A 12,305-nucleotide genomic window follows, 5' to 3' on the forward strand; every position below is an offset into this window, starting at 1 on the left:
GCCCATGGAGGGATCGGTCCTCGCCCGCATCGCGGCCATCGTCTTCGTCGCCATCGCGATCACAGCGGCGCTGGTGGAAATGGGCCGGGACGAGGAAGGGCAGGCGGCGCGTCCGGCGGCTTTGCCTCTACCGGAGGTCGATCCCTTGCGGGCTGAACAACGACGCTGCCAGGAGCTGGGCGCGGCCGCGGCCTCCGATCCCGGCTGCTTCGCCGTCTGGGCCGCAACCCGCGACCGCTTCCTAGGGCGCGACAGGGCCGGAGGCGAGTGAGCCATGGGCGGCACCGGCGTCATCGACACCTTTCTCGGGGTCTTCACCTCCTATATCGACTCTGGCTTCGGGCTGCTGGGCGGCGAGGTGGCCTTTATCGCCAGCACGCTGATCGTGATCGACGTGACGCTGGCGGCCCTCTTCTGGGCCTGGGGCGCCGATGACGACATCATCGCCCGCCTCGTGAAAAAGACCCTCTTCGTCGGCGTCTTCGCCTGGCTCATCTCCAACTGGAACAGCCTTGCGGCAATCGTTTTCGACAGCTTCGCGGGACTGGGGCTGCTGGCCTCCGGCACCGGGTTTTCGCCCGCCGACCTCCTGCGCCCGGGACGGGTGGCGCAAACCGGTCTCGATGCCGGGCGGCCGCTTCTGGAGTCGACCGCCGACCTCATGGGCTTCGTCGCCTTCTTCGAGAACTTCATCCAGATCGCCTGCCTGCTTTTCGCCTGGGCGCTGGTGCTCCTGGCCTTCTTCCTCCTCGCCGTGCAGCTTTTCGTCACGCTGATCGAGTTCAAGCTGACAACCCTCGCGGGCTTCGTGCTGATCCCCTTCGGTCTCTTCGGCAAGACCGCCTTCATGGCCGAGCGGGTGCTGGGCAATGTCGTCTCCTCCGGCATCAAGGTGCTGGTGTTGGCGGTGATCATCGGCATCGGCTCGACGCTCTTCGGCCAGTTCACCGCCGGCTTCGGCGGCGTGACCCCCACCATCGACGAGGCCATGGCGATCGTGCTGGCCGCGCTCTCGCTTCTCGGTCTCGGCATCTTCGGCCCCGGCATCGCCACGGGCCTTGTCTCCGGCGGGCCGCAACTGGGCGCGGGGGCCGCCGTCGGCACCGGGCTCGCCGTGGGCGGTGCCACCGTCGCGGCGGGTGGCGGGGCCCTGCTCGGCGCCCGCGGGGCCGGGGAACTGGCCTCGGGCGGGGCCGCCGCCACGCGTGGGGCTGCCGCCGCCACGGGCGCGGCTTCCACCGCCTATAGCCTCGGATCGATCGGCCAGAGCGGGGCTGCCGGGGTCGCCGCCGGTTTCGGCGGCGTGGCGCGGGCAGGGGGTGCGGCCGCAATTTCGCCCCTGCGCCGGGCCGCGGCTTCGGCCTCAGGAGCCCTTAAGGCAAGCCATGCCGCAGGTTCCCGCGCTGGCTTCGCCGCCACCGGCGGCTCCTCCTCGCTCGGTAGCGGGACAGGCGCGTCGACCGCCATGTCCGCCCCGACAGGCAGTCCACCGGCCTGGGCGCGCTCCATGCGCCGCAGCCAGGCCATGAGCCATGGCGTTTCCGCCGCCACTCACGCGCTGCGCGCCGGGGACAGCCCCGGCTCCGGTGCCTCTGTTTCCCTCTCTGAAAGCGACCGCCCATGAGCCTCTTCAAACGCGCCGCCGCGCATTACGGCAAGACCCCGGAACCCGAGACCCCCTACCAGAAGGCCGCCCAGGTCTGGGACGAGCGCATCGGTTCCGCCCGGGTGCAGGCGAAGAACTGGCGCCTCATGGCCTTCGGCTGCCTGGTCCTCGCGGGCGGTTTCGCCACGGCGCTGGTCTGGCAATCGGCGCGCGGCACCGTCGTGCCCTACGTTGTCGAGATCGACCGCCACGGCGAAGCGCGCGCCGTCGAGGCCGCCAGCGCAGGGTATCGTCCGAGCGATCCGCAGATCGCCTGGCATCTCGCCCGTTTCATCGAGGAGGTCCGGGGCCTACCGGCCGATCCCATCGTCGTCCGGCAAAACTGGCTGCGGGCGTATGAGTTCACCACCGACCGCGGCGCGCTGGCGCTGAACGACCATGCCCGCGCCAATGATCCCTTCACGAGGGTGGGGGAGGACCAGGTCTCGGTCGAGGTCTCGAGCGTCATTCGTGCCTCGCCCGACAGTTTCCGGGTGGCATGGTCCGAGCGGCACTACGAAAACGGCCAGCTCGCCCGCACCGAGCGCTGGACCGCGATCCTGACCATCGTGATCGACCCGCCGCGCACGGCCGAGCGCCTGCGCGCCAACCCCCTCGGAATCTATGTGAACGCGATCAACTGGTCGCGGGAGATGAGCCAATGACCCGACCTATCCTGCCCGCCGTGCTCCTCGCCACCACGCTTCTCGCCGGCTGCGCCAGCGACCAGCCGCCCGCATTCGCCTATGACGATGCGGTCCCACCCTTGCCGTCACCGCCTGCCACGGCACCCGACGACCGGCCGCGCACGCTCCATGTCCCGCCCCCCTGGACACCGAGCCGGGGCGGGGAGGCGGCCGCGACACCCGTCGCGCAGGTCGGCAATGCCAATGCGGCCGCCCGGGTCGAGCCGCGCCAGGCCGGGTATTTCAACGCGATCCAGATCTACCCCTGGTCCGAGGGCGCGCTCTATCAGGTCTACGCCGCCCCGGGTCAGATCACGACCATCGCCCTCGAACCCGGCGAACGCCTGGCGGGCACCGGCCCGATCGCGGCAGGGGACACGGCGCGCTGGATCATCGGCGACACCGAAAGCGGCGCGGGTCGCGACACGCGCGTCCTCGTCCTCGTGAAACCCACACGGCCCGATATCCGCACGAACCTGGTGATCTCGACCGACCGTCGCACCTACCTGATCGAGCTCAACGCCAGCGAAGAAACCTGGATGCCCGCCATCTCCTGGGCCTATCCGCGTGCGCCCGAGACCCCGCGCGTCGTGCAGGCCACGCCGCGTATCCCGTCCGCGCATGCGCGCAATCACCGCTACGGGCTGCAGGGCGACAGCCCGCCCTGGCGGCCGGTTTCGGTCTTCGACGACGGGCGCCGGGTCTATGTCGTCTTCCCGCGTGGCATCGCCCAGGGCGAAATGCCGCCGCTCTTCGTGCTGGGCTCCGATGGCGAGTTGGAGATGGTCAACTCCCGGATCCACGGCAATGTGCTGATCGTCGACCGGCTCTTCGGCGCGGCAGAGCTGCGCCTAGGACGCGGTCCCCGGCAGGAGGTGGTCCGCATTGTAAGGATCGAACCCCAGACCGAGACGACCGTGGTCCAGCACGATGCGGAGCAGGGGACATGAGCGAGACATCGACCGATACCGCCGCCGCCATGCGCCTGCGCGCCGATCCGCCGCGCGTGACGCGGATTTCGCGAAAGGTGATCATCGCGCTCGGCGCTGTCGCGGGCCTTGGGATTGGTGCCGCGCTGATCTACGGGCTGCAACGCCCGGACCGGACAGCCGCCCCGGAGGAACTGATCACCACGGACCGACGCCAGCCCGCCGATGGTCTCCGCGATCTGCCCGGTAGTTATGACGCGATCCCACGGCTTGGTCCGCCCCTGCCGGGCGACCTCGGGGGTGGCATCCTTGACGCGCAGCAACGCGGCCAGCCCGTCACCGCGCCGAGCCTCGCGCCCCCGACCATGGACGCGGCGGAGCAGCAACGACTTGCGGAACTGGAAGCCGCCCGTGTCAGCGACCTTTTCTTCCAGACGCGGTCCGGGGCACCCGCGCCCACAGGGTTCCAGATGCCGTCTACGGTACCGGGGATCGGTTTGGCCGCTGCACCGGAAACCAATCCGCGCCAGGCCTTCCTGACCGTGCCGATCGACCGCCGCACGGTCGCCCCCGACCGCGTGCAGCCGCCAGCGTCTCCGTACCTCCTGCAGGCAGGTTCCGTCATTCCGGCCGCGCTGATCACCGGGATCCGCTCCGACCTTCCCGGTCAGATCACCGCGCAGGTGACCCAGAACGTCTATGACAGCCCCACCGGCAGCCTTCTTCTGATCCCGCAGGGCACCCGCCTGATCGGCGCCTATGACGACAGCGTAACCGTCGGCCAGCGTCGCGTGCTCCTGGTCTGGACTAGGCTGATCTTCCCGGATGGACGATCTCTCGTTCTCGAACGCCAGCTCGGAGCGGATACGTCGGGCTATGCCGGTCTCGAGGACCGCGTCGACAATCACTGGGGCAGCATCTTGCGCGCCGCAGGGCTATCGACCCTGCTTGCCGTCGGGGCGGAGCTTTCCCTCGACGAGGAGGATCGCCTCGCCCGCGCCCTCCGCGACGGGGCCCTCGACACGATCAACGAGGCCGGGCAGCGCATCGTTCAACGCCAGCTGGAGGTCCCGCCGACCCTCACCATTCGCCCGGGCTTCCCCGTCCGGGTGATCGTCACGCGCGATCTTGTCTTCGCGCCACCCGGAGGCTGACATGACCAAGCTGAAACTCGGACCGATCCCGGACGACAAGCAGTTGAAACTGACCGTGGAACTGCCGGCCGAGCTGCATAGCGACCTGATCGCCTATGGGCAACTCCTCGGACGAGAAGCGGGGCAGGGACCAATCGAACCGAAGAAGCTGGTGGTACCCATGCTCGAGCGGTTCATCGCGACGGATCGTGGCTTCGCCAAGGCGCGGCGTTCTCTCCCCAAAACGGAAGTATCGAAGCACAGCAATTGATCAGTCGCTCTAGGTTCCCCACGGAACCAAGGCGGCAAACCGAAAAATGGTTACATCGGTCTGGCGACGGATGGTGGCGAGTTTTATTTTTGTTCAATTAGTTGTGCGATGCCGTTTGCAGTTCGTGTTTACGTCCGGACCGGGTGATTGCGCGTCGCGCCGCATGGTTTTCGTATCGTCGCTGCGTTGCCAGGCAGAGGATTATGTGTCCGGATCGTCGCGAAGCGAGGAGGGTATTGATCGAGGCAATGCTCGACGCCGATATCTCCTCCGCAACCCAGATACTCAGCCCATGCAGCTCCATGAACAATCGTGCGACGGAGGCGGCGGTCGCTTATGTCGCCCGGGCATCCACTTGGAGACGGAATATAGTATCCTTGGCCTGATCTCTGCACTTCAGCCAAGGGTAGAAGCAACGTCACCCTCTTGGGTCTTCCAATCGATCCGCGATAGACCCTGCAAGACTAGGCCTACGGTCTTGTTAACCTGGATTGTGCCGCCGGACGTGCAGCAGGCGAAGAGCTTGCGGTTCTGCTCTGACGTAAGGCCGTTCCAAGGCCAAGCGGAGGTCGTCAAACCACGATTGTACAGGAAACTCCGTACGTCGGATAAGGTGCGCGGGCTGATGGATATTCCGGGTATTTCAAACTGAGCGGCAAATGGCTCAATTGCGTCGGCGAACTCGGAAAAGGCGGAAGGTTTCAGGCATTGTTCGAGGTTCACAGGTGCATTGTCGAGGCCGAGGAGCTGACCAACGGCCCGTGCGGCACCTTTAGAGCAACCGAGCACATAGACCGGCTTTTTAAGCGCGAGCGCGATCATCACTTCCTCGGCGATTCCTGCCATGCGCCCCCAACTTTGGCCATCATCCTTGCCACCTAGCACCACCAGAGCACTGACATCTTGCAGCACGCGCACCCGCAATCTGAACAGGCTCAATGCCCAAGCCACATGCCGTTGCGGTTGGTAGTCTGGTTCTGAATCAGTTGGCAAAGCTTCGAAGTAGCCTTCAGTCGGGAGTCCCATTTTATCTAGGTCTTCGGTGCCAATCGTATCGAGGGGGATGAATTCGACGTCATTGTCCCCGGAGTCGCCTGGGTATTTTTGGGACGCAGGATGGCCCAGATAGCTGCGGACCCGGGCGCGCGCGTCGGCATCAGGGAAGAGCTCCTGCGGCACCTTCTTTACGGTGTCCACTACCTGCTGGAGAGTACCATCCTGCGACAATAGGGCGCCGGCATAGGCAAGCGTTGCTCCACTGCGAAGCAACTGCTGCGTCAGTTCCATGAGCATTGGATTCGACTTGGGTTGGTTCAAGCCAGCCGACAATCCAATCACTCGTCCATCTAGCACGCCGCGGCTCAAGTGTTGGCCAAGGATGGCTTCGGGAAGGTCGGGCTTACCCTTTTTCTTGTCCCAGGCGGCGACGAGTGTTCGGAGCGATCGGTTCCCGTGGACGAAATGACCATCCGAGAGGATCTGACGGATTTTGGCATCATCGATCCGTGACGGGTCATCTTCCAGTTCACGTCTCAGCGACAGCGCGCGCGGGACGATCCGGTCGTCGCCAAGATCGTTGACCCCGCCAATATCGACCGATCCGCGCAGGCGGCTGATAAAATCAGGTACTTTGCGCGCCCGATAAGTTTCAGGGTCGATTTGTGCGCGCTGATTGAACTCATCGAGTGAATTCGCAGTGCCCCCCGCGAAAAAGAAAACGGCCTTTCCAAGAGTCAAAGGCTTTCCGTGGACCTGAACAATCCCGTCCTCCATTGGGGCGAGGAACCAACTCAACCAGCCAAGCGGTCGACCATCGCGAGACGCATCGAATTCATCAAAAAAATACACCGGTGTAGTGCTCCGGTCCGGCGCCGTTATGAAAACCTGCGCCAACGTTTCGCTGTTGCTGTGCTGGGTCAGATTCTCCGTAGTGACCAGTGTGCAACCCTTGACAGCCGCAGTGATCTTTTTCACGAATGTCGACTTTCCTGAACCCGGCGGGCCAAACACCACAATCGACAGCGGACGAACTTCCTTCTGGTTCTTGTGGTAAGCCTTAAGCAACCTGACTACTTTCTTGACGTTCTCCACACGTCCGTCAAAAATCTTGCCGCCGCGGGGCAGAAGCAGCCCCTCTACAACCGTAGTCTCGCGATCCAGGCCGCTTCCGGTCTTCACATATTCTGTTGCTCGATTAAGCAGTTCGTTGGATGGTTTCGAGGACTTGTTCGCTGAATTCAAAACAACACCTATTCATCTGGACGCAAGAGGTATGGGGCGATCATGGAACGACGCATCGAAATCTCGCAACGAAAAACCGTGTTCCAGCGGTTCATTTTCCGAATTGATGAACTGCAACTGCGTCACGAACTCTATAACGGCTCCATGGGGGCACAGATCACCCGATTGGTGCTCGAACGGGGAGACAGCGTCTGTGTGCTGCCCCATGATCCGGTCGCACGGGTGGTACTGCTCTGTGAGCAGTTCCGCGCTCCGACCGCTGCGAACGGGCCGGGCTGGCTAGCGGAGATCCCGGCCGGGGTACTGGAGGAGGGCGAGTCGAGCGAAGACTGCGCTCGCCGCGAGACGTTGGAGGAAACAGGCCATGAAATCGACGCGTTGACACGGATTGCCACGGTCTATCCCAGTCCAGGTGGGTCCTCTGAGCGTATCCATGTCTTCTACGGCCAGATTGCGCTGCGTCTAGACGCGCCAGATACGGCAGGGGTCGCGAACGAGGGCGAGGACATCCGAATTTTCCGTGTGCCAGCCGAAGACGCTCTTCGCCGGTTGCATGCCGGCGAAATCCAGGACGCGAAGACGGTGATCGCTCTTCAGTGGCTGGAACTCGCGATGCTCCGGGCCGACGTCCCGGGATCTCCTGCTCTTCGCTGAATCAGGGTGTTGGCAGGGCCACTGGTCGGTGTTGCCAATCAGCATTTGTTGGCGCTCTTCAAAGCGCGCGCACTTTACACGAGTGCCCTGTTCTGCAGACTGTTTCCTAGGGTGATCAACCGCAGCCGGGCCGCATGCTGTGCGATATGCTATGTTCCCCGTTTACGATGCGTCGAGTTTCCCGGCGTGGGTTCCTGATGGAGTAAGAGTTTGCCTTCGCTATCGCGTATCACCAAAGCCCTAAAGAGATGCAGTCCCAAATGGGAGATCATGGGTCATAACATTGCGCGCGGCTTAGACAATACCATGTATTCCCACCGAGAATTAATTAGGTTTGCCAAAGCGATTGGTGGCAGTGCTTTCTTGAATGAATTTTCTAGACCTGGTCGAGACGCCGATTCTGACATAGACGCCGTTGTGGCGGCAGTGCGGAAGGCACGCTATCTCTCCCGCTCCGAGTCGCCGGACAACCGGATTCGAGCAAACCCAGAAGCTTTCCCTTGCGCTTGCGCCGAAAAGCCCAGTCTATCTGGAAGGCGCCTTTATAGAGTGATCGATCACGTCAGCCTTCTGACTTTCATGCTTCCTGAGGCCAACGCATTCTGGGACCAGGAGGAAGTTGTCGACCTGGGTTTGACCCCGAGTGACTCGCGAACCCCTGATGCGCTGTCGAGACTCTGCGTGTCACTGGGCGCTCTTCCGGCCGAGCTTCGGCGGTTTCGGCTTGGCCGTGACCAGTTGCTGACCTATGGAACCCTCTGGTTCACCAACGAAACTGCGCTACCGTTCCACTGGGACGCCCCCCCCTCAGAAACACTCGCCGCAACCGCACGCGACAAGTTGGGCCTGGTACACCTTGCACCGACCAGTCGAGAAGCCAGGACATCCCATCTTTTCTGCCTGGCCTTCGACGGCGACGTGGCAGAGCGCGTGGGCCATTTCAGGCCTTGCGCGTTTGACGGCATAGACAACAGGCGTTTCATGGTGCCTCGGGACCCCATTTCGACAGTTGGCACCGCTGAATGGGGCCAAACCGCTGACCTCTCTGCGATAGGTAATGATGGTTTGTCACTAAATGGAGCCGAGGAACGGGTCGCAAACCAGATTTTTTTCAATGACTTCCATGATACTGAGGCGCTGGACTTCATGTATCTTGGAGAGCTTTCGGTACCACACAACGTCCCCGATCAACGATTTGCCGATCGTCTCGCCGCCCTGTAACTTAAGAGCCAAAGAAGGAATCCTAGTTTACCATGACGATGCCGGCAGCACTCAAACTTTCGGGCCACGGAGCGGACTGGTACGCGAAGTGGCTGCTGCACGGTCTTCGGGCGGTAGACTTGGGCCAGGATCCCGGCAACACCCCTGCGTTTGTGGGGGCTGAATCCCTGATACATCGAGACACCAACGGGATCGTCGGTGATCTTGGAGCGATTCGTGACCGCCTGGACGTGAGCGCGCGCACTGACTTCGACGAAGGCGTGACCGAGGCGGTTCGCAGGCTAGACTTGGCGCAGCACGAGGACGTGGTGCTGGCAAAGCAATTGACCCGTGTTGCGAGCCTGACAGGAAATCGAGAGGCAGTACACAGGTTGGCGCTTTGCCTCGACCCGGCACGGTCCGACGACGACGCCCGAGACCTCAACGTCGAAGTCGTTGGTGCGATCGTCGCGCACCCATATCCCGGCGACGCACGATCCAAGGAAGCGCTATACCGTCTGGTCCGCGCGGCTTCGTTCAATGGCAACCGCGCGCCCCAGGTGCTGCGCGCTCTCTGCGCAGCCGCGCCGGCCGACTTTGTGGGGCACCTCGTGCTGCTCAACCGGTTCTTTGCGCCGAAGTATGCTCCAGAGACACTGCAAGGAAACCAAGTGCGTCGCTCGACGGCGCGTACGCTTGTCAAGGAGATCTACGCTTTGGTCGATGCGGCGGTTTTCAAGGCAGCGTTCGAACGATGGGATACCCGATGCGCGCCCGAACTCGGTTGTGGACAGTTCGCGTTCCAGCAGGACTGGTTCGCACAGGCAATCCTTCGAAACTCCGAGTTGGCTCAGCTTGCGCGAGAGGCACAACAGGTCACTGCCAGCACCAGCAGCGCGCCTTCAGTTGATGCGGGCGACAAAACGCGCATGGCCCTATTGTGGGGCGCATTCGCGTTTTTTTCGCAGTACATTCATAGGACGCAGTGGGGCACTCGAGGTCAAGTTGCCTCAGAACCCGGTGTGCGTCGCCGATACCGATCTCGCGACGAACAAAATGGTTGGAAGGTGAGTCCCGGCATTGACGAAATTGACCAGGAGACACGGGATGAAGCAGAGGTGGTGCTTTTCGGAGGGCAGGGATCGTGAATACTGCAACCGAACATGACGTATCAGTGATAAAGGAAGAATTCTTACAATTTGTCGCAGATGCCGCGCAGCAGGATTCGTTTCTCGCGCTGGATGCCAACGATTGGGATGGGCAGAAACTTGTTGGCGCGATTCCGATTTATGCAGTTGATTCCAACATCGTTCATATGTTCGTAAATCCTTTGGGCCACGCTCAGAGTAATGAAAGCCGGTCAATCGGATACGGTGAGGTCTTCCGTTCCGATTCCACCGACAAGAAAGCGGCCATAACGCTGGCCTTGGCTGATTTCATTTGGCACGATTTATGCCCGGACCGACCGCTGCTTCTCTTGCCTGGCGTTGATCGCGAAGTCGCAACTCTCATTCAGGTTTCGGCAAGCCGGAACGCACCGTCGCCCGATGCGGTGGATCAGATCACGAAGTTGCAGCAAGAACTGTACGCAACCAACGACGAAACTCAGCGTACGGTCGCGCGAAGGCTGGCCAGTGCGATCATTGACATCAAGCGTGGCGGTCGCTTGATGGCACTGGAGCGACTGAAGCGTTTTGCACCCGTGGATGACTTACATGGCCGTGGCACTCACGGTTTCCCTCCCGATGTATTGGCTGTTTTAACACCGCCAAACAGGATCAGTGACATGCTGGAATACGCGGTGCTAAGAAACGATTGGCAAGATCTAATGGCGCTTGTGGGTCGCGCAGACCCGGAGCGGCTGCCTGTTTCGCGGGACATTGATGCTCTTTCGTATCTGGAATTCTGGAACCGTCGACTGGTCAATCTCGACAAGCCGCATCGGCTTGTCTACATCACCGGGGACGTGTCAATCTTGAGGGCTGCTTCGCAGCGATCTGCTGAGGATTTCCGGTTAGGGGACTTGCCTGAACAGTCCGGCCCGACGCCGACATTCTTGGACGCGTTCATTCGCCATCCTCGAAGTCTTTTCGATCGGCCGGGCGTATTGAGAAGTCGTGGGGCCGCTAAGACAGTGCCAAACGTGGCAAACTCGATCAAAGCTTGGTTACGTCTCTTGCTTGGCGAGTATCAAGACGAGCATGGAAACCTTGGCCATTGGAATTGGCCGAAAGCTCGGTTTGATCTGGCAGATGCGGTTGAAAGAGACGTCCTGGAAGTCGCCGCGAGAAAGCCTGAAGTCCTTCAGGAAGCGCGCGATAGCTGGAGTGGTTTTACAGAGAGCGTGTCGTTAGCCGATCTCATCGACGGAAACATGTTTCCTGAAGGTGATCGTGACAAGGAGTATCGGGTTGGAGCCCTGCTCGACTGGCTGAAAGAACATGGAGCGGAACTTAACGACGAGGTGGAAAACTATTGGAGAGATTGCGTTCTCGCCTTCACTGAATTCCGGTTCCTGCTCGACATTATCTCAAAGCGTCCTCCAACCCACCGCCGTGCCCCGCAGCTTTGCCTGGAAGGCACCGAGCCACAGACGTTTCTTGATCAAGCAAAAAGATGGCTGGCAGACCCAAAGTCCTTCAATTCGGAAACCTACGAGGAGTACAAAAATAGATTGAATGAGGCAGACGGGAACGACTACAACTTTCTTGTCGCAATCGCATTCATTCTAGCATCCGGTGGCAACTGGCACTCGACTGCATTCTTGTGCGCCCACGCTAGGCTGGTCTCAGATCGCCAGATTTTGTCTGGCGTACCAAAAAACACTTTGGGTCCGAATGGGCGAGAAGCGGCCTACCTGGAAGCGTTTGCACGCAGACATCTTGCGCGCAAAGCCGAAGACCTCGACGTATGCATTGACCTCGTTGAGAAGGCCATAGCCATCTACAGGGACGAGTGTTCTGGCGAGGGCAAGATCCCGAAATCGGGCGATCCTATTATGGAGCGTTTCAACGGCGAGCGATTGGCGATCAACTATACACTGGAAATGCTGGCGTGTGACGGCCAATTGCAAAGAGCAAACGTTGCTGCTCTCGTCGCGTTGCGCGAGGAGTTTTTCGAATTCCTGCGCACTCTTGATCAAGCCGATGAACCCGAGTCTGCCTGCCAGCACGTATTGGAGCTTTCGAGCCACCGCGCCCTTCTGAATATTGTTTCTATCGGTGTATTTCTTGGCCCGAAGAATTGGGATGCAGATAGCGCGAGGAATTATTGCGAGCGACTTCAAAAAATTCGGATAACGCACGCAGGCGATCAAGATTATAGGAGTGAGTATTCTGAGATCGTGACTTGGGCAGGTTTGGCGTTGTTCGGCGAACCGCGACAACGTCGCGAAGCGCTCTTGAAGGCTCGCAAGGGAATTGACGAAGTGCTAGCTAGCAAGCATATCCGTGAAATTGGGTTTATCTACGAGAATGCGCGATACCAATCTTTCCGAAAGAATCTTGAGGTCATGGGTTGAGTGGTGGGGACAGGGATTTCCCATTG

General features: G+C 61.1%; 11 protein-coding genes. 10 read left to right on the top strand and 1 reads right to left on the bottom strand.

Annotated elements, in window-relative coordinates; translation table 11 throughout:
- Nucleotides 1–4: 4 nt before the first annotated feature.
- The 6 genes from trbK-alt to PVW51_RS13865 are packed head-to-tail and all read left to right on the top strand — an operon-like array spanning nt 5 to nt 4,664.
- Complete coding sequence (trbK-alt, locus tag PVW51_RS13840) at nt 5–271, top strand: putative entry exclusion protein TrbK-alt (protein ID WP_274575626.1); 267 nt, start codon at nt 5–7, stop codon at nt 269–271.
- A gap of 3 nt (nt 272–274) precedes the next feature.
- Nucleotides 275–1,624, top strand: coding sequence for a P-type conjugative transfer protein TrbL (gene trbL / locus PVW51_RS13845; RefSeq protein ID WP_274575627.1), 1,350 nt, complete (start codon nt 275–277; stop codon nt 1,622–1,624).
- Nucleotides 1,621–2,310, top strand: coding sequence for a conjugal transfer protein TrbF (gene trbF, locus PVW51_RS13850; RefSeq protein ID WP_050532547.1), 690 nt, complete (start codon nt 1,621–1,623; stop codon nt 2,308–2,310). Before trbL ends, trbF begins: the two co-directional genes overlap by 4 nt.
- Nucleotides 2,307–3,281 carry a P-type conjugative transfer protein TrbG gene (trbG, locus tag PVW51_RS13855; RefSeq protein WP_274575629.1) on the top strand — a complete coding sequence of 325 codons (975 nt, stop codon included), beginning with the start codon at nt 2,307–2,309 and terminating at the stop codon, nt 3,279–3,281. The genes trbF and trbG overlap by 4 nt, the downstream gene beginning before the upstream one ends.
- A complete protein-coding gene (locus PVW51_RS13860) occupies nt 3,278–4,414 on the top strand; it encodes a TrbI/VirB10 family protein (RefSeq protein ID WP_274575630.1) in 1,137 nt (378 codons plus the stop codon). Before trbG ends, PVW51_RS13860 begins: the two co-directional genes overlap by 4 nt.
- Before the next feature lies 1 nt (nt 4,415).
- A complete protein-coding gene (locus PVW51_RS13865; protein ID WP_274575631.1) occupies nt 4,416–4,664 on the top strand; it encodes a DUF2274 domain-containing protein in 249 nt (82 codons plus the stop codon).
- A 396-nt stretch (nt 4,665–5,060) separates the two neighbouring features.
- On the opposite strand, the gene PVW51_RS13870 is transcribed toward PVW51_RS13865, so the two are convergent.
- Nucleotides 5,061–6,905 (bottom strand): AAA family ATPase, encoded by a 1,845-nt coding sequence (locus tag PVW51_RS13870; protein ID WP_274575632.1) that lies wholly within the window; start codon nt 6,903–6,905, stop codon nt 5,061–5,063.
- Nucleotides 6,906–6,947: 42 nt separating this feature from the next.
- Here PVW51_RS13870 and PVW51_RS13875 point away from each other — a divergent pair, with 42 nt between their 5' ends.
- The 4 genes from PVW51_RS13875 (at nt 6,948) to PVW51_RS13890 (ending at nt 12,279) form a co-directional block, all read left to right on the top strand.
- Nucleotides 6,948–7,559, top strand: a complete 612-nt coding sequence (locus PVW51_RS13875; RefSeq protein ID WP_274575634.1) for an NUDIX domain-containing protein — start codon at nt 6,948–6,950, stop codon at nt 7,557–7,559.
- 549 nt (nt 7,560–8,108) lie between these two features.
- A complete protein-coding gene (locus tag PVW51_RS13880) occupies nt 8,109–8,780 on the top strand; it encodes a hypothetical protein (protein ID WP_274575636.1) in 672 nt (223 codons plus the stop codon).
- A 32-nt stretch (nt 8,781–8,812) separates the two neighbouring features.
- Complete coding sequence (locus PVW51_RS13885) at nt 8,813–9,907, top strand: hypothetical protein (protein WP_274575638.1); 1,095 nt, start codon at nt 8,813–8,815, stop codon at nt 9,905–9,907.
- Nucleotides 9,904–12,279 (top strand): hypothetical protein, encoded by a 2,376-nt coding sequence (locus tag PVW51_RS13890; RefSeq protein WP_274575640.1) that lies wholly within the window; start codon nt 9,904–9,906, stop codon nt 12,277–12,279. The genes PVW51_RS13885 and PVW51_RS13890 overlap by 4 nt, the downstream gene beginning before the upstream one ends.
- Nucleotides 12,280–12,305: the final 26 nt, after the last annotated feature.

Source organism: Sulfitobacter sp. PR48 (genome assembly GCF_028807335.1).
Taxonomy (GTDB): domain Bacteria; phylum Pseudomonadota; class Alphaproteobacteria; order Rhodobacterales; family Rhodobacteraceae; genus Sulfitobacter.